17 protein-coding genes are annotated in these 16,533 nt (G+C 66.9%); 7 read left to right on the top strand and 10 right to left on the bottom strand.

Features of this window, described 5'->3' with window-relative positions:
* Window positions 1-44 precede the first annotated feature (44 nt).
* On the top strand, window positions 45-821 hold the full coding sequence (locus EU800_RS11215) for an enoyl-CoA hydratase-related protein (protein WP_129631994.1): 777 nt from the start codon (window positions 45-47) through the stop codon (window positions 819-821).
* Window positions 822-843: 22 nt separating this feature from the next.
* Here EU800_RS11215 and EU800_RS11210 read toward each other — a convergent pair whose 3' ends face one another.
* The 5 genes from EU800_RS11210 to EU800_RS11190 form a co-directional block, all read right to left on the bottom strand.
* Window positions 844-1,770 carry a transglycosylase SLT domain-containing protein gene (locus EU800_RS11210; protein ID WP_207209889.1) on the bottom strand — a complete coding sequence of 309 codons (927 nt, stop codon included), beginning with the start codon at window positions 1,768-1,770 and terminating at the stop codon, window positions 844-846.
* A 184-nt stretch (window positions 1,771-1,954) separates the two neighbouring features.
* A complete protein-coding gene (gene nusB, locus EU800_RS11205) occupies window positions 1,955-2,410 on the bottom strand; it encodes a transcription antitermination factor NusB (RefSeq protein ID WP_129631989.1) in 456 nt (151 codons plus the stop codon).
* Window positions 2,407-2,967, bottom strand: a complete 561-nt coding sequence (locus EU800_RS11200) for a 6,7-dimethyl-8-ribityllumazine synthase (protein ID WP_129631986.1) — start codon at window positions 2,965-2,967, stop codon at window positions 2,407-2,409. The genes nusB and EU800_RS11200 overlap by 4 nt, the downstream gene beginning before the upstream one ends.
* Before the next feature lie 6 nt (window positions 2,968-2,973).
* Window positions 2,974-4,110 (bottom strand): 3,4-dihydroxy-2-butanone-4-phosphate synthase, encoded by a 1,137-nt coding sequence (ribB, locus tag EU800_RS11195; RefSeq protein WP_129631983.1) that lies wholly within the window; start codon window positions 4,108-4,110, stop codon window positions 2,974-2,976.
* Between the two features lie 272 nt (window positions 4,111-4,382).
* Entirely contained in the window at window positions 4,383-4,964 is a 582-nt protein-coding gene (locus tag EU800_RS11190) for an HD family hydrolase (RefSeq protein ID WP_129631979.1), read from the bottom strand.
* Window positions 4,965-5,050: 86 nt separating this feature from the next.
* Between EU800_RS11190 and EU800_RS11185 the strand changes: the two genes are divergently transcribed.
* The 5 genes from EU800_RS11185 (at window position 5,051) to rpsA (ending at window position 11,019) form a co-directional block, all read left to right on the top strand.
* Window positions 5,051-5,764 (top strand): tRNA (guanosine(46)-N(7))-methyltransferase TrmB, encoded by a 714-nt coding sequence (locus EU800_RS11185; RefSeq protein ID WP_129631976.1) that lies wholly within the window; start codon window positions 5,051-5,053, stop codon window positions 5,762-5,764.
* Window positions 5,765-5,848: 84 nt separating this feature from the next.
* Window positions 5,849-7,198 (top strand): 3-phosphoshikimate 1-carboxyvinyltransferase, encoded by a 1,350-nt coding sequence (gene aroA / locus EU800_RS11180; protein ID WP_129631973.1) that lies wholly within the window; start codon window positions 5,849-5,851, stop codon window positions 7,196-7,198.
* 227 nt (window positions 7,199-7,425) lie between these two features.
* Window positions 7,426-8,049: a d(CMP) kinase gene (locus tag EU800_RS11175; protein ID WP_129631970.1), complete on the top strand. Its 624-nt coding sequence runs from the start codon at window positions 7,426-7,428 to the stop codon at window positions 8,047-8,049.
* 15 nt (window positions 8,050-8,064) lie between these two features.
* Window positions 8,065-9,069 (top strand): aldo/keto reductase, encoded by a 1,005-nt coding sequence (locus tag EU800_RS11170; RefSeq protein WP_129631967.1) that lies wholly within the window; start codon window positions 8,065-8,067, stop codon window positions 9,067-9,069.
* Between the two features lie 270 nt (window positions 9,070-9,339).
* A complete protein-coding gene (gene rpsA / locus EU800_RS11165; RefSeq protein ID WP_129631964.1) occupies window positions 9,340-11,019 on the top strand; it encodes a 30S ribosomal protein S1 in 1,680 nt (559 codons plus the stop codon).
* Window positions 11,020-11,101: 82 nt separating this feature from the next.
* Here the strand turns inward: rpsA and EU800_RS11160 are convergent, their stop codons facing one another.
* On the bottom strand, window positions 11,102-12,607 hold the full coding sequence (locus tag EU800_RS11160; protein WP_129631961.1) for a DUF1254 domain-containing protein: 1,506 nt from the start codon (window positions 12,605-12,607) through the stop codon (window positions 11,102-11,104).
* Between the two features lie 113 nt (window positions 12,608-12,720).
* Between EU800_RS11160 and EU800_RS11155 the strand changes: the two genes are divergently transcribed.
* A complete protein-coding gene (locus EU800_RS11155; protein ID WP_165354632.1) occupies window positions 12,721-13,707 on the top strand; it encodes an AraC family transcriptional regulator in 987 nt (328 codons plus the stop codon).
* Window positions 13,708-13,816: 109 nt separating this feature from the next.
* Here the strand turns inward: EU800_RS11155 and EU800_RS11150 are convergent, their stop codons facing one another.
* From EU800_RS11150 to EU800_RS11135, 4 genes are all read right to left on the bottom strand, one after another.
* On the bottom strand, window positions 13,817-14,323 hold the full coding sequence (locus EU800_RS11150) for a helix-turn-helix transcriptional regulator (protein WP_129631955.1): 507 nt from the start codon (window positions 14,321-14,323) through the stop codon (window positions 13,817-13,819).
* On the bottom strand, window positions 14,320-14,982 hold the full coding sequence (locus tag EU800_RS11145; protein WP_129631952.1) for a cytochrome b/b6 domain-containing protein: 663 nt from the start codon (window positions 14,980-14,982) through the stop codon (window positions 14,320-14,322). The genes EU800_RS11150 and EU800_RS11145 overlap by 4 nt, the downstream gene beginning before the upstream one ends.
* Window positions 14,982-15,242 carry a PepSY domain-containing protein gene (locus EU800_RS11140; RefSeq protein WP_129631949.1) on the bottom strand — a complete coding sequence of 87 codons (261 nt, stop codon included), beginning with the start codon at window positions 15,240-15,242 and terminating at the stop codon, window positions 14,982-14,984. The genes EU800_RS11145 and EU800_RS11140 overlap by 1 nt, the downstream gene beginning before the upstream one ends.
* Before the next feature lie 118 nt (window positions 15,243-15,360).
* A complete protein-coding gene (locus tag EU800_RS11135) occupies window positions 15,361-16,287 on the bottom strand; it encodes a cation diffusion facilitator family transporter (RefSeq protein WP_129631946.1) in 927 nt (308 codons plus the stop codon).
* Window positions 16,288-16,533: the final 246 nt, after the last annotated feature.

Raw genomic sequence — 16,533 nt, 5'->3', positions numbered from 1 at the left:
CGGATTTGCCTATTCTGCGCGCCGATCCGCAATGGGAGAGCGCCGTGCAATACGAGACCATCCGCTATGCCGTCCGCGAGGACATCGCCATCGTGACGATGAACCGGACGAAGGTCGCGAACGCGCTCGACACGCAGATGCGGGCCGAACTCGCGCATGCTGTGAAACGCGCCGGCAGCGAGGCGCGGGTCATGGTTCTGACAGGTGCCGGCCGCGCCTTCTGCGCAGGTCAGGATCTCGGCGACAGGGCGAACCCGGCCAATATCGACCTCGAGCGGCTCCTGCGCGACGAATACACGCCGCTGCTTCAGGCGATCCAAGACTCTCCCATCCCGACTCTCGCGGCGGTCAACGGCGCGGCGGCCGGTGCGGGGGCCAATCTCGCGCTTGCCTGCGACGTGGTGATCGCCACGGAGAGTGCGGTCTTCCTTCAGGCATTCACCCGGATCGGCCTCATCCCCGATGCCGGCGGCACCTACTGGTTGCCGCGCAAGGTGGGCTTTGCCAAGGCGATGGGTGCGGCGCTCTTTGCCGAGCCGATACCGGCGCGCGAGGCCGATGCCATGGGGATGATCTGGGAGGCGGTTCCGGATGTGGATTTCGCCGATCACTGGTGGTCCCGCGCCCGGCAACTCGCCGAGGGCCCGACCGCGGCCTATGCCCATGTCAAACGCGCCATCCGCGAGACCTATGACAACAGCCTCGAGACGCAGCTCGAACTCGAGGCAAAGATGCAGGGCGAGTGCGGCCAGACCCGCGATTTCAAGGAAGGCATCGTTGCCTTCCTCGAAAAGCGCAAACCCCGGTTCGAGGGTCGGTAGGCGGGCCGCGCCCGCCAGCGCGTCAGTTCCGGAGCACGATGCAGCCGACACCACCGCTGCGCAGCCGCCCGCAGAGCCGGTCGGCCTCTCTGCGGTCGTCGGCGCCAATCTGTGCCACCCATTGCGTGCCGTGCTTGGCCGGCAGGCGCATCCGCCGGATATCGGTCCGGGAGGCGCTAACGAGTTCAGATCGCTCCCTGATCTCGGCCAGTCGCGTTTCCGCGATCAACCGCTCGGGGTTTGCCGCCACGATCACCGCCCAGGGCCGCGCCGCCATCGGATCGCGGAAGCCCGAGAAGGAGCGGTTGCGTGCCAGCGCCTGGCAGGAGGAGGTGAATGCCTCCGTGTCGGACAGCGCGAGATCCCAGTCTTCGGGCGGATCGTCGCGCCAGTCCGTCGCCGAATAACCGGTGATGCCGAGGACATAGATCCGTGTCTCCAGAGGCAGGCGCCGGCCACGCGCGAGGAAATCCTCCAGCCGCGCCTCGCCCGCGTTATAGGCCGCCGCCGCCAGCCCGACATTGCCATAGGTCTCGCCCAGCTCGGCAAGGTAGCGCGCCGAGGCGCGGAGTGCCTCTGCCGGGTTGAACGGATCGGAAAGCCCGCGCAGCGCGGCGGTGGCCGGCATGAACTGGGCGATGCCCTGTGCCCCAGCCGGGCTCACGGCGCCTGCGTCGAACAGGCTCTCGCGCCAGATCAGCCGCGCGAAGAAGCCGGTGTTGAGCCCGGTTTCGGCAGCCGACGTCTCGATGGCGCGGCAGATGTCGGGGACGTAGTTTGCGAGAGTGATGCAGAGCGCGCCGTCATCGGTGCAGCGCCGGTCGGCCCGGCCGAGATCTGCCGGGCGTGGCAGGGGCCGGACATGGGGCTCGGACGAAAGCGCCGGGCCCGGTGCGACAGCCGCACAGAGGCAGATGAGACAGACAAGAATGACGATCGCCCTGCGCAAGACCCGCTCCCCGGAACTTCCGAGCCCAGACATACAGGGATTCGGGGGATTCTGAAGCGAAAGCGGTCCCAAAGGCGCTGCCGTGAGGCATTGTCGGAGCATCCAAGCGCCCTTGGCACGGCTCTCGTTTCACCCGTCAAGAAAGTCCTTGGTGCCTGTCCGGTCACCTCCCCCAGGATCGGTCCTAGAAACGCTCCGGCTGCGCCTCGCGCGCCATGTGGTCGAGCACGGCATTGACGAATTTGGGCTCGCGGCCCTCGGGGAAGAACGCCTTGGCGATATCGACGAATTCGGTGATGACGACCTTCGGCGGCACTTTCGCCGCCACCAGCTCCGCGCCCGCGGCGCGGAAAAGCGCCCTCAGAACCGGGTCGATCCGGTCGATCGGCCATTTGGCGACCAGGGCACGGTCGGTCATCTGGTCGATCTTCGCCTGTTCATTCACGGCGCGCTCGACCAGGGCGCGGAATGTCTCCGGGTCGCCCTCGGCGAACTCGATCTCGTCATAGGTCGCGCCGAAGCGCAGATCCTCGAATTCCCGCGTCACCGACTCGATCGTCTGGCCCGACACTTCCATCTGGAAGAGCGCCTGCACGGCATAGAGCCGGGCAGCGGAGCGCCGTTGCTTCGCGTCGCTCATGCGTTGGTCGTGCCATCGGAGGTGTCGAGTTCGCCGGCCATCTGCACCTCGTAGCGCAGCGGCTTAAAGCCGATATCCTTGTCGGAACTGCCGAAATGGCGGGTCAGCGCGATCAGGTGCAGCGCCGCCGCAGCAGCATGGCCGCCCTTGTCCTGGCCCGCCGCCTCGGCTCGGACCTCGGCCTGGGTGCGGTTTTCCACCGTCAGGATACCGTTGCCGATGCAGGCGCCGTCGAGCCCCAGCAGCGTCAGCGCCCGCGAACTGTCGTTGCAAACCGTGTCGTAATGCGTGGTCTCGCCGCGGATCACGCAACCAAGCGCGACGAAGCCGTCGAAATTCGACTGCCGATAGGCGATGCGGATCGCCGTGGGGATCTCCAGCGCGCCGGGCACCTCGATGAGTTGCCAGCTTCCGCCGGCCTTCTCGATAGCGGCCTTGGCGCCGGCGACGAGCTCGTCGGCAATGTCCTTGTAGTAGGGCGCAACGACGATGAGGAGCTTCACCGGCTTGTCGAAGCTGGGAAGCGGCAGGATGTGGTGGCTTTCGGCTTGCGCCATGGCGGCTTACTCCGTGATCGGGCGGGTGCCGGCGATGGCGAGCCCGTAGGCGTCAAGGCCGACATAGCGGGTAGAGGGGGAGTTGGTCAGCAGGATCAGCTCGCGCAGGCCGAGATTGGACAGGATCTGCGCGCCGAGCCCGGTATGCTTGACGATGCGCGGGCCGTCCTCCTCGGGACGGTGCAGCTTGCGCTGCGGTTCGCGGAACAGGCAGACCACGCCGCGGCCCTCTTCGGCGATGATCCGCATTGCCCGGCCCAGCAGGTCGGGCTCGTCGATGCCGATGCCGAGCAGGTCGGCCATCGGCTCGAGCGCATGGGTGCGCACGAGCACCGGCTCGGGCGTGGTGATGTCGCCCTTGACCAGCGCGACATGCTCCGTGCCCTCGGTCTCCTCGGTGAAGACGCGCATGGTCCAGGCGCCGCCGAAGACCGAGGTAACCTCGCGCGTCTCGGTCTCGCGCACCAGGTTGTCGTGGCGGCGGCGATAGGCGATGAGCTCGGAGATCGTTCCGATCTTCATGCCGTGCTTCTGTGCGAAGGCGATGAGGTCGGGCAGGCGGGCCATCGAGCCGTCGTCCTTCATCACCTCGCAGATGACCGCCGACGGGTTCAGCCCGGCGAGGCGCGAGACGTCGACCGCGGCCTCGGTGTGGCCTGCGCGCACGAGCACGCCACCATCACGGGCCCGGAGCGGGAAGACATGGCCGGGCGTCGCGATATCGGCCGCCGTCGTCCGGCTGTCGATGGCCACTGCGACGGTGCGGGCGCGGTCATGCGCCGAGATGCCGGTCGAGATCCCCTCGCGCGCCTCGATCGAGACGGTGAAGGCCGTTTCGTGGCGCGACGAGTTGTAGGAGGCCATCAGCGGCAGGCCGAGCGCATCGATCCGCTCGCCGGTCAGCGTCAGGCAGATCAGGCCGCGTCCATGGGTGGCCATGAAGTTGATCGCATCGGGTGTGGCCATCTGTGCCGGGATGACGAGATCTCCCTCGTTCTCGCGGTCCTCGTGGTCGACGAGGATGAACATGCGGCCGTTGCGGGCGTCCTCGATGATCTCCTCGACGGAGGAAATGGCGTCGGAAAGGGAGTCTGGGCTGGCGTCGGTCAATGTGGTTCCCCGGGGCTGTCTGGGCCGCGGCATAGCCCAAGGCAGCGTTGAATACCAGACGCGTCACGTTGGCGCAACCGGGGCCTGGGCGGTAACGTGAGGATATCCCGACTTGAAAACATATCTTGTAGATGTATATTTGCTGCTGTCGGGTGACGCTCGGGAAATGCCGGCTTTCTTCAGTAACGATTGTCTTTGTGTGGAACCGGTTCCGTGTCCGTGTCGATTGGTGTCTTCGTTGACTGGTAGCTCGGAGCGGCCAAGATCTCCCTGCCTGGGGGAACTGGTGTCACCCGCGCATCGCCTCAGCGCGACGTGCCGAAATAGGGCGCGACGCGGGCGCGGACATGGTCCCAGAGGCGCGGCGCGCCGCGTTTGACCTTTTCACCGACGCGGGTGTCGATCTGCTCCATCGTCACGTCGTATTCGATCCAGCTTCCGCCGCCGGAGGCGAGGTTCAGCAACAGCGGCTGCACCCGGTCGATCGACTTCGCAAAGATCGCATCGGGGCTCTCTGCCGCCTCGAACTCGTCCCAGAGCGCACGGAACTCCGCCGCCTGATCCTCGGGCAGCAGGCCGAAGATGCGCTCGGCGGCGGCCGCTTCCTTGGCGGCATGGGCCTCGGCATCATGCGCGAGATGGATCGGCATGTCGCCGGCGTCGATCTCGACGATGTCGTGCAGGAGCAGCATGCGGATCACCCGGTCGATCCGGACCTCGGGCCCGGCCTGGTCGGCCAGAACCAGCGCGTAGGTGGCGATGTGCCAGGAATGTTCGGCGGAATTCTCGGGCCGCGAATTGTCGCCGATCGGAGTCGCGCGGGTCACGCCCTTGAGGCGGTCAATCTCCTGGAGGAAGGCGAACTGTGCAGTGAGGCGATCGGTCATGCGACGCCACTATGCCCAGCTGCGCGCAAGGGCAAGAGGGCGCGCACTCTTGACCCCGGCGCCGCGCTTTGCCATTGCCCCGGCCCATGTCGACACCCTCCAGCCCCTCCGGCGCCCCCTGGCGCAATTTTTACGGTCGCCGCCACGGCAAGACGCTGCGGCCGAGCCAGCAGGGCTATCTCGAGGAAGATCTGGCGGCGCTCTCACCCGGGCCGGTGGATTGGGACGCCAATCCCGAGCGGCACCCGCTCGACCTCGCTGCGCGGTTCGGGGATCGCGAGATCTGGCTCGAGATCGGCTTCGGCGGCGGCGAGCACATGGTGCATCAGGCCGTGGCCAACCCGGAGGTCGCGATCATCGGCTGCGAGCCCTTCATCAACGGAGTCGCGATGCTGCTGGGCAAGATCCGGCAGGCGGGGGCGGAGAACGTGGCCGTCCATCCGGGCGACGCGCGCGACCTCTTCGACGTGCTGCCCCCGGCCTCGATCTCCCGTGCCTTCCTGCTCTATCCGGACCCCTGGCCGAAGAAGAAGCACCATCGCCGGCGATTCGTGACGGCGGAGCATCTGGAGCCGCTGGCCCGGGTGATGAAGCCGGGCGCGATCCTCCGCGTCGCCACCGACATCCCCGATTATGTCCGCCAGACGCTCGTCGAGGTGCCGCGCCACGGCTTCGCCTGGACCGCCGATAGGCCGGCGGACTGGCGCGAGCCCTGGGACGACTGGCTCTCGACCCGTTACGAGAAGAAGGCGCTGCGCGAGGGCAGGGTGCCGCATTACCTGACCTTCCGCCGCGTCTAACCGCGCGAGCGCCGCCGACACGGCCGCTGGACGCTTCGCGCCGGCTGGGCTAATGGCGGCGCGGACCACGCCGAGGAGATCCGCATGTCAGCCCATGGCCCCGAACGGAAAATGACCGCCCACGCCGGTGGCCCTCTCAACGGCATTGCCCATGTGCCGGGCGACAAGTCGATCTCGCATCGCGCTCTGATCCTCGGCGCGATGGCTGTGGGCGAGACCCGGATCACGGGGTTGCTCGAGGGCGCCGATGTGCTCGACACAGCAAAGGCGATGGCGGCCTTCGGCGCCGATGTCACGCAGCACGGGGAGGGCGACTGGTCGGTCCACGGCGTCGGCGTCGGCGGCTTCGCCGAGCCCGAGGACGTGATCGACTGCGGCAATTCCGGCACCGGCGTACGCCTCATCATGGGCGCCATGTCGACGACCCCGATCACGGCGACCTTCACCGGCGACGCCTCGCTGCGCTCCCGGCCGATGGGACGCATCACCGATCCGCTGGCGCTTTTCGGATGCCGGGCCGTCGGTCGCGCCGGCGGGCGGCTGCCGATGACGTTGGTCGGCGCGGTGGATCCGCTGTCGGTCGACTACACCACGCCGATGGCCTCGGCGCAGGTCAAGTCCGCGGTGCTGCTGGCCGGTCTCAACGCGCCGGGGCAGACGGTGGTGACAGAACGCGCCGCCACCCGCGACCACACCGAGCGGATGCTGCGCGGCTTCGGCGCCGAGGTGGTGACCGAGAAGGTCGAAGACGGCTGGCGCATCACCCTCACCGGCCAGCCGGAACTGGTGCCCCAGACCATCGCCGTGCCGCGCGATCCCTCCTCGGCGGCCTTTCCGGTCTGCGCGGCGCTGATCGTGCCTGGTTCGGACGTTCTGGTGCCGAATATCGGCCTCAACCCGAGCCGCGCCGGTCTTTACACGACGTTGAAGGAGATGGGTGCGGATCTCACCTTCGAGAACGAGCGCGAGGAGGGCGGCGAGCCGGTGGCCGATCTGCGCGCGCGGTTCTCACCCGATCTGCTCGGCATCGAGGTGCCCGCCGAGCGCGCGCCCTCGATGATCGACGAATACCCGATCCTCTCGGTCGTCGCGGCCTTTGCCGAGGGCATCACGCATATGCCCGGCGTGCACGAATTGCGCGTCAAGGAGAGCGATCGGATCGACGCGATGGCGGTCGGCCTGCGGGCCTGCGGCGTCGAGGTCGAGGAGAGCGACGACAGTTTCACCGTCCACGGGCGCGGACCGGGGGGAGTTCGGGGCGGGGCGATGGCGGCGGCCCGGCTCGACCACCGCATCGCCATGTCCTTCCTGATCTGCGGCATGGCAGCGAAACGCCCGGTCACGGTCGACGACGCAAGCCCGATCGCGACCTCCTTTCCGATCTTCGAGGATCTGATGACCGGCCTTGGCGCGCAGATGACGCAGGACGACTGACAGGTCGTCAGGCTGGACGGCATGCGACGGGTTCGGTTGGTCTGACGCCGACCTTGGTCGGAGCTGGGTGTGGAAGCGCGCCATGGCGCGTGGCTCGAACCTATGTAGCTGACCGACACCCAGTCTGAGACACAACGGATCGGTTTGAGTCCGCATTCCCCCAGGTTTCCACCCTCCACCGAATGGGTTATTAGGAACGTCCACATGGGGGAGAGGAGGCGTCAGGCATGAGTCTCACGGTGGCCATCGACGGGCCGGCCGCGGCCGGCAAGGGCACGATTGCGCGCGCGGTGGCGGCGCATTTCGGCTTCGGTCATCTCGACACCGGACTGCTCTATCGAGCCGTCGGCCGCCGGGTGCTCGACGGCATGGACCCGGTTGCGGCGGCCAAGGCCCTGACCTCTGCGGAGGTTGTCGAATCCGATAGTCTGCGCCGGCCGGACGTCGCCCAGGCCGCGAGCCAGGTCGCGGCGATGGGCGAGGTGCGCGCGGCGCTTGTCGCGTTCCAGCGCGCCTTCGCCCGCCGGCAAGGCGGCGCGGTGCTCGACGGGCGGGACATCGGCACGGTGATCTGCCCAGATGCCGAGGTGAAGCTCTTCGTCACTGCGACCGACGCCGTCCGCGCCGATCGCCGATACCGGGAGCTCTTGGGCAAGGGCCACGCGGTGACGCTGGAAGCGGTCGCCGCCGATCTCGCCGAACGCGACCGCCGCGACGCCGCCCGCGCGACTGCGCCGCTGAAACCGGCGGCGGATGCGCAGGTCTTCGACACCTCGACCATGTCCATCGAGCAGGCCGTTGCCACCGCGATTGCCGCGGTGCAGGATGCCGCGGACCGCAACGGGCGATGATACCGGGGACCGCCGATGCATGAGCGCAGGATGGGAGCCGACGGGACGATGGTTTCGGCCATCGGAGTCGGGGCGATGTCATTCACCGATTTCTACGGACCGACCGAGGACAGCGCCTCGATGGCCCTGCTCGATGCAGCGTTCGAGGCGGGCGTCACTCATCTGGACACGTCGAATGTCTACGGTGCAGGCCGGTCGGAACGGGTAATCGGCGCTTTTCTCAAGGCGCGCGGAGCGGTCACGCGCGACCGCCTCCACATCGCCACCAAGGCCGGCATTACGCGCGATCCCGATACCGGCGCACGTCGCTTCGACAATTCCCCGGGCCATCTGACCGCCGAACTGGAAGGCAGCCTGAAACGCCTCGGCGTCGAGGCGGTCGATCTCTTCTACGTTCACCGTCGCGAGGCGGCGCGGCCGATCGAGGAAGTGACCGAGACGCTCGCCGGACTGGTGAAGGCGGGCAAGACCCGCGCCATCGGCTTTTCGGAGATCGCGCCGGCGTCCCTGCGCCGGGCAGCCGCGATCCATCCGATCGCCGCGGTGCAGTCGGAATACTCGCTCTGGACCCGCGCGCCCGAACTCGGCCTCGTGCAGACCTGTGCCGCGCTCGGCACTACGCTCGTGGCCTTCTCGCCGGTCGGCCGCTCGATGCTGACCGACCACCCGATCCCGAAGGAACGCTTCGCGGAATGCGACCTGATCCCACAGAACCCGCGGTTCCAGGAGCCGAACTGGTCGGCCAACATGAAGATTGCCGACGGATTCCGAGCGTTTGCGGCCGAGATGGGCGTGCCCGCCGCCGGCCTCGCCATCGCCTGGCTGCTGGCGCAGGGGGACCATGTGGTGCCGATCCCGGGCACGCGATCGCTGACCCATTTCGCCGAACTCGTCACCGGGACGAGAGTTGCGCTCAACCCCGAGGATTTGGCCAAGATCGAGCGGATCCTGCCCGTCGGCTGGGCGCATGGCGACCGCTATTCGGACGCTCAGTGGTTCGGCCCCGAGCGCTATTGCTGATGCCCATGGGCGACAAGGGGCCCTCCGGCCGGGAATTGCCTTCGCCGGAGGCATGAAAACAAGGCCAAAACGCTCTTGCCGGACGCGGAAGAAGGGCTTATACGCAGCCACGTCAACCAAAAGGCGGCCAACGCCGGGACTCGCAGGCAGGGTCGGGGAAACCTCCGGCCCTGAATGTTATTTCCGGATCGCCTTTCCCGACCAACCCCAAAGACCGGCGGAGACAACCGCCCGGCCAGTCAAAGCGTCAAGTAAAGGAAACAGAACTGAATGTGCGCTAAAGCATCCATGGAAGAATTCGAGGCCCTCCTTCAGGAGAGCTTCGACATCGACACGCCGGACGAAGGTTCCGTCGTCAAGGGCCGCGTGATCGCGATCGAAGCCGGTCAGGCGATCATCGACGTGGGCTACAAGATGGAAGGCCGTGTCGAACTCAAGGAATTCGCCAATCCGGGCGAAGCCCCGGAAATCGCCGTGGGCGACGAGGTCGAAGTGTTCCTCGACCGGGTCGAGAACGCCCGTGGCGAGGCTGTCATCAGCCGTGAGAAAGCCCGCCGCGAAGAGGCCTGGGACCGTCTCGAGAAAGCCTATGCCGACGAGGCACGCGTCGAAGGCGCGATCTTCGGCCGCGTCAAGGGCGGCTTCACCGTCGATCTCGGCGGCGCCGTGGCCTTCCTGCCCGGCAGCCAGGTGGACGTGCGCCCGGTGCGCGACGCCGGCCCGCTCATGGGCCTCAAGCAGCCGTTCCAGATCCTCAAGATGGACCGCCGCCGCGGCAATATCGTTGTCTCGCGCCGTGCCATCCTCGAGGAGAGCCGCGCCGAACAGCGCGCCGAGGTCATTGCCAAGCTCACCGAGGGCGACGCAGTTGACGGCGTGGTCAAGAACATCACCGAATACGGCGCGTTCGTCGATCTCGGCGGTGTCGACGGCCTGCTGCACGTCACCGACATGGCCTGGCGCCGCGTGAACCACCCCTCCGAGATCCTGTCGATTGGCGAGACCATCAAGGTCCAGGTCATCAAGATCAACAAGGACACCCACCGCATCAGCCTCGGCATGAAGCAGCTGCAGGACGATCCGTGGAACACGGTGGAAGCCAAGTTCCCGCTGGAGTCGGTCCATACCGGCCGCGTCACGAACATCACCGACTACGGTGCGTTCGTCGAGCTGGAGCCGGGCGTCGAAGGCCTGGTGCACGTCTCCGAGATGTCGTGGACCAAGAAGAACGTCCATCCGGGCAAGATCGTCTCCACCTCCCAGGAGGTCGAGGTCATGGTGCTCGAGATCGACACTGCCAAGCGCCGCGTTTCGCTCGGCCTCAAGCAGACCATGCGCAACCCCTGGGACGTCTTCGCCGAGACCCATCCCGAGGGCACGCAGGTCGAGGGCGAGGTCAAGAACATCACCGAATTCGGTCTGTTCATCGGCCTCGACGGCGATATCGACGGCATGGTTCACCTCTCCGACCTCAGCTGGGATCAGCGCGGCGAGGAAGCCATCCAGGAATACCGCAAGGGCGACGTGGTCAAGGCCGTGGTCACCGAGGTCGACACCGAGAAGGAGCGCATCTCGCTCTCCATCAAGGCGCTCGGCGGCGACAAGTTTGCCGAAGCCACGGGCGGCGTGAAGCGCGGCTCGATCATCACCGTCACCGTGACGGCGATCGAGGATGGCGGCATCGAAGTGGAATACGAGAGCATGAAGTCCTTCATCCGCCGCTCCGACCTGAGCCGCGACCGTGCCGAGCAGCGTCCCGAGCGCTTCCAGGTCGGCGACAAGGTCGATGTGCGCGTCACCAATATCGACAGCAAGACGCGTCGCCTCGGCCTCTCCATCAAGGCGCGTGAAATCGCCGAGGAGCGCGAGGCGGTGGAGCAGTTCGGCTCGTCCGACTCGGGGGCGTCGCTGGGCGACATCCTGGGTGCGGCGCTCAAGGGCGACGACTGATCCGACATCCGGATCCACAAGAAAAGAAGGACCGCCGCGGCATCCGCGGCGGTCCTTTCCTTTTTCGGGCAGCCCGGGCGGCCTAGTCGACCCGCTCGATCTCGCCCGGCCGCCAGCTCTTGTCGAACCAGGGATCGAGCGGTCCATAGAGCCGCAGGATCGCGTTCCAGGTCTGGCCAGGAACGGTCTGGACCCAGTTGGCTTGCTTGCCTGCGGGGGCGTCCGGTCCGAACCAGACATCGACCGATCCGTCGTCATTGACCAACAGGTCGGTTTGCTGGCTCGAGACCGAGGGGTGTTTCTGGTCGGTCTGGATCATCGAGCGCGTCTGGTTCGAATAGAGGATCACGGACCAGAAATCCTTCACCGGCACGTCCTTGGGCAGGTGCAGACGGTAGCTCTTGCCACCATCGAGCGCCGCGCCGTCCTTGTCATGCGCGGTCCAGGCATATTGCGAGCCTTCGCCAACCATCTTCATCTCCATCGCCGGCGTGACGCCCGTGGCCATGAAGTAGAAGAAGTTGGCTCCGTCCAGGTTGTTCACCCCCGGCTGCGACTGGAACTTGTAGCCGCCGACGAAGGCGACCTGCCACTGGCTGTCGTCATAGATGAAGAACTCCTTGCCGCGCGTGTGGTAAGCGATGGTGCGCGCCGTGGCATCGCCCACCGCGGCCGCTTCGCTCAGGATCTTCTTCATCCGCGCGTCAGGCGCGAAGGGCTTGCCGTGCTCGATGCCGATCGAGGCGAAGAAACCCGCCGTCACGGGGTCGAGCGACTCGGCCGGCTCTTCCTGCACGACCTGGTTCAGGAGCTCCCAGAACGCGTAGCCGGCGGGGTTCACAGTGTTGAAGTATCCCTTCGACGAGAGGTCGACATAGGTCATCTCCTCTGGTGCGCCACCCAATGGATAGAAATGGGTGTGTTTCTTCACCAGGTCGATCCCCGGCGTCGGGTCGCCGTCGGTGAGGAAGCTGCGCCAGACCAGCCAGGGGTTAAAGGTCGGCATCCGCAGGACTTCGACATAGCCGTCCTTCGGCACCTCGCCCGTCCAGCCCGGCGGCAGGAACAGGTATTTGCCACCCTTACCCTTGTCGGGGCCGGTGATGCCGACATCGATGACCCACTTGTACCACATGTCGTCGACCAGCCCGAGCACCTTGGGCGGCACCTCGACCACCAGCGGGCCGTCCTTCAGGTCGAGCCAGGACCACGAATAGACGGTGTTGTCGTTCGCGGTGAGGAAGATCTGCTCCGGCGTCACCAGTTGCTCGAAGATCGGCACGGTCTTGTTGACCGGCCCGAGCGGCCGGATCGCGTTGCGGTTGGCCGCCTGGTTCACCGGTGGCAGCGCGAGGAGGTAGGACTGCACCGCGCGCTGGAAGTCGAGATTGTCCCAGAGAATCTGGGCGGTCTGGTCATCGGGATAGCCGTAGTTGAATTTCAGCGTCCCGAGGCGTGTTTCGACCGTGTCGGGGGCTGCCACGCCCGGCGGCATATCGGTCTGGTAGGTGTAGTCTTCGGCGCGCGCCATGGTCGCCGGGAGACCGGCGGTGGCGACGAGACCGAGAATGGCGAGCGAATGTCGCATGTGTATCTCTCCCGGAATGGCGGATGCGAGGCAGATGTTCACGTCCTTGTGGCGGGAAAGAGCGTATGCTCTCACTGACCGCACCGTTTGCCATTTTCGGACAGGACCCTGCCTTGGAGACACGCAAGATCGCTTTGCAGCGCGCGGCCCCGCTGGTGCAGCTTGCGCCGCTGCTGGCGGCGGCCGGCGTGTCCCTCGAGGATGCGCTTGACGGGACCGGCCTGTCCGTTGACGACATCGGGCCGGACCGCTTCATCCCCTTTGCCGCGTTCCTGGAGATCCTCGAACGGTCCGCGACCCTGAGTGGCAACGCAGATATCGGGTTGCAGCTCGGGCGGCGTCTTGGGCTCGGCGTGTTGGGGCCCGTCGGAGACGTGATGCGCCATGCCGCGACGCTGGGCGAAGCGCTGGCGGATTTTGCCGCCTTTCAGATCCTGAACTGCACCGGTGCGGCGGTCTATCTCCACAGGGTGGGGGACGAGGTGATGTGGGGCTATGGGATCTACGATTCAGCCCATGCGGCCTCGCCGGTCATCCATGACGCTGTCATCGCGGTGGGCAGCGCCTTGATCGCCGAGCTGGCGCGGGGGATGGTCCGGCCGAATGAAATCACCCTGATGCGTCCCGCCCCGGCCGATCCTGCGCCGTGGCGCAGCCTCGGGGCGCCGGTCAGGTTCGGTCAGGCGCGCACCTGCATGTTCCTCTCGCGCTCTGCCATGGCGCGACCTCTGACGACCGCGGATGCGGGCGCACGGGATGCGGCACTGGGAAAGGTTGCGTCGTACCTGGCGCGCGCACCCTGGGGATGGGCCGGGCGCACCCGACATGTCCTGCGCACGCGTTTGCAGGACGGACCGCCGACAATGCCCGAGGTGGCGCGCCATCTCGACATCGATGTTCGGACGCTGCGCCGCGCGCTCGCCCGGGAAGGCACCGGATTTGCGGAGATCAGGGATCAGGTGCGCTCCGCTGTGGCGTGCGAGTTGTTGAGCCTGACACGCCTGCCGGTCGGCGACATCGCGGAGATCGTCGATTTCGCGACGCCGAGCAGTTTCGTGCACGCCTTTCGCCGGTGGACCGGCACGACGCCTTCGGCCTAGCGGGCGCGCCGGGACGGCGAGGCCGGATAGGCCCGACCGTGTCGCGACTGACGAAAATCCGGTCCGGGACCAGTCGTGGGTTGCTCCGGCGGCAAGCCGAACCCTGCGGCTACGTGTCGGGCGCGCCGTCGGCCAGCAACTCCTCGACGAAGAAGGCGGCGAACTGGGCGCGGTTCGATACCCCGGCCTTTGCATAGATCCTGGCGAGCTGGGCGCGGACGGTGCCGGTGGCGGCGCCCCGCAGCGCGGCGATCTCGGCCACGTCGAGGCCCTTCAGGGCGAACAGGCCGACATCGCGCTCGGCCGGTGTCAGCCCCCAGTCGGTGAACTGCGTCGCGATCACCCGCGCGAAATTGCCCCGCGCCACGGCGAGCGCCCGGTCCTTGTCCTTGATCTCGGAGATCATTCGCCGGAGCTGCCAGCTTGCCAGAAAGATCCCTGCGACGAGGACCAGAGAGATGAAGAGTTCGGACAGCGACTCCATGTTGCCGAACCCGTGACTCAGGTCATGCGCCGCGTCGGAGATGAAGAAGGCGGCCGCGATGCCCTGCACGAGCACAAAGGCTGCGAGCGCGGCCGCCGGCGTTCTTCCGTTTCCTCGGGTCGTCTCCGTCATCTGCCCTTTCCGGAGCCGAGCAGCATCGGATGGACGAGGTTGCGCCGCAGAGCCCTGCTTTCCACCGCCACACCGGCCACGTGGACAAGCGCCAGGATCAGCATCAGGTTCGCCGCCACTTCGTGCACCTCCTTGACCAGCTCTCCCGACTCGTCGTGATCTTCGCCGCCACCCTCGCTTTCGCCATCGTCATTGACAAGCACGGACCAGTCGCCTGCGGCAACGGCGGCCCGTTCCTGCGAGATCTGAAGCGGACTCTTCGCATCGGTCATCACCAGCCCGGTGCCGATGACGACAACGAGGCAGAGCCAAAGCGCATAGACCATCATCGCGGCGGCGGGGTTGTGCGAGGGGTGTTCGCGCGGCCCCCCGGGCCGGAACAGCGACAGGACATGCGAGATCGCAGCCCGCGGGTCGGGCGGGAAGGCCGAGAAACGCGCCTCGGCGGGGCCTACAAGGCCCCAGACGAGCCGTGCCGCGAGGATCCCGATCGCGACCCAGCCGATCCAGACATGCAAGGTGCCGCCCGGCTTGGTGAGCAGGCCATTGGCGATGACCGCCGCCGCGATGCCCCAGTGGCTGAAGCGAACCAGCGGGTCCCACGGGTCCGGAGGCGCGATCGCGCCCCCGTTGCCATTCTCCGGATGCGGCCCCGCCATCAGTCGTCCACCGAGACCTTCGTGACGTCGCCGCTCTTGGGGTCGATATAAACCTCCCAACGGGCGCCGGCGGAGTCGGCGCATTTCGCCTCGATCTTGCCGCCTTCTGCCTCGAATTCGGAGACCATGCAGCCTGCCTTTTCCAGGGCCGCGGTGGCGTCGGTGGGGTTGGTGCCCACGTGATCACCGACAGCAGGCGTCGCACCGGCGGCAAGCGGGGCGAGGCCGAGCGCGAGGGCAAGGAGGGGAATGTATTTCATCTGGATTCCTTTCGGTCGTTCCGGGGACGGACGCCATGCCCGCCGCGGAACCACCTGACGGCTACCCTTCAGATCTTCGATAGGGATTTTGCTGCTCTGTGGGGCCGTAAGCGCGCGCTTACAGCTCTGAAACGTCCGGATCCGGTGCCCCGGCGGGGAGCAGCCCTGTCGCCTTGAGCTTCTCGTCGGGCTCGACATGGATCGTCGTGCGCGAGCCGGGGAGGCGTGCGGTCACCGCGGCCTCGATCGTGTCGCAAATGGCATGCGCGTCGCCGACGCTCATCTCGCGGTCGACGACGAGGTGGAACTCGACAAAGAGCATCTGACCAGCACGCCGGGTGCGGATGTCATGCACCTGCAACGCACCGCGCGATGCATCGCGGACGACGGTCTCGATGATGTCGCGATCCTCCGGCTGGGCGGCCGAGTCCATCAGGTCTCCCGCCGAGGAGAAGATCACCTGCCAGCCCTCGCGCAGGATGTTGGCGGCAACGAGAATGGCGAGGATCGGGTCGAGCAAGGCCCAGCCTGTCGCCATGACCACAAGGAGCCCGGCAAGGACACCGACGGAGGTCCAGACGTCGCTCATCAGGTGGCGGCCGCTAGCGCCGAGCGCTGGCGACCGGGCGCGCCGCCCCTCCCTGATCAGTATCCGTGCCCAGGCAAGGTTGATTGCGCCGGCGAGCGCGTTGATCGCGAGGCCGGGCAGGCCGAGTTCGACCCGGCCGGGCTCCAGAATGCTGTGCCAGGCGCTCTGTACGATCAGCAACGCGGCGACGATAATCAGGCTGCCTTCGACAATGGCGGAGAAATTCTCGGCCTTGTGGTGGCCGAACGGGTGGTTCGCATCGGCCGGGCGGCTGGCGATCCGGATTGCCGTCCAGGCCATCAACGCGCCCGCGACATTGACGAGTGATTCGAGCGCGTCAGACAGCAGCGCGGGCGATCCGGTCAGCCACCAGGCGACGGATTTGAGCGCCAGAACGGCGAACGCGACGGCGATGGAACCGAGGGCGAAAAGGTCAGTGCGGGAGCGCGTCGGCATGCCGCCTGATTGACCGATCCTGACCGCTTTGGCCAGAGGGTGCGCGGCACGAAAATCGGCCGGCGATTCGGCGGGGCTAATGCCCGGCCCGGCCAGGAGGCGTGGAGAATGCCGGCGCCGGGGCTGGTTTTCCGCCTGATTACCGGGCTTTAGGGGCGGTATTTCGGGGCGTTTTCCTGCCTTTCCCATTTCAGCGCAGGAAAAATGCCGTATAGTCGGACAAGCTACACGACAGGTACGCCGCCA

The organism is Tropicimonas sp. IMCC6043 (assembly GCF_004146235.1).
Classification (GTDB): domain Bacteria; phylum Pseudomonadota; class Alphaproteobacteria; order Rhodobacterales; family Rhodobacteraceae; genus Tropicimonas.
Note: the sequence above shows the minus strand (reverse complement) of the source record. Positions and strands in the feature narration are given on the sequence as shown.

Excerpts from the sequence above, each read along its gene's own strand:
- nusB (WP_129631989.1), bottom strand. The coding sequence starts at position 2,410 with ATGAGCGACGCGAAGCAACGGCGCTCCGCTGCCCGGCTCTATGCCGTG.
- EU800_RS11200 (WP_129631986.1), bottom strand. The coding sequence starts at position 2,967 with ATGGCGCAAGCCGAAAGCCACCACATCCTGCCGCTTCCCAGCTTCGAC.
- ribB (WP_129631983.1), bottom strand. The coding sequence starts at position 4,110 with ATGCCGCGGCCCAGACAGCCCCGGGGAACCACATTGACCGACGCCAGC.
- EU800_RS11190 (WP_129631979.1), bottom strand. The coding sequence starts at position 4,964 with ATGACCGATCGCCTCACTGCACAGTTCGCCTTCCTCCAGGAGATTGAC.
- EU800_RS11185 (WP_129631976.1), top strand. The coding sequence starts at position 5,051 with ATGTCGACACCCTCCAGCCCCTCCGGCGCCCCCTGGCGCAATTTTTAC.
- aroA (WP_129631973.1), top strand. The coding sequence starts at position 5,849 with ATGTCAGCCCATGGCCCCGAACGGAAAATGACCGCCCACGCCGGTGGC.
- EU800_RS11175 (WP_129631970.1), top strand. The coding sequence starts at position 7,426 with ATGAGTCTCACGGTGGCCATCGACGGGCCGGCCGCGGCCGGCAAGGGC.
- EU800_RS11170 (WP_129631967.1), top strand. The coding sequence starts at position 8,065 with ATGCATGAGCGCAGGATGGGAGCCGACGGGACGATGGTTTCGGCCATC.
- rpsA (WP_129631964.1), top strand. The coding sequence starts at position 9,340 with ATGTGCGCTAAAGCATCCATGGAAGAATTCGAGGCCCTCCTTCAGGAG.
- EU800_RS11160 (WP_129631961.1), bottom strand. The coding sequence starts at position 12,607 with ATGCGACATTCGCTCGCCATTCTCGGTCTCGTCGCCACCGCCGGTCTC.
- EU800_RS11150 (WP_129631955.1), bottom strand. The coding sequence starts at position 14,323 with ATGACGGAGACGACCCGAGGAAACGGAAGAACGCCGGCGGCCGCGCTC.
- EU800_RS11145 (WP_129631952.1), bottom strand. The coding sequence starts at position 14,982 with ATGGCGGGGCCGCATCCGGAGAATGGCAACGGGGGCGCGATCGCGCCT.
- EU800_RS11140 (WP_129631949.1), bottom strand. The coding sequence starts at position 15,242 with ATGAAATACATTCCCCTCCTTGCCCTCGCGCTCGGCCTCGCCCCGCTT.
- EU800_RS11135 (WP_129631946.1), bottom strand. The coding sequence starts at position 16,287 with ATGCCGACGCGCTCCCGCACTGACCTTTTCGCCCTCGGTTCCATCGCC.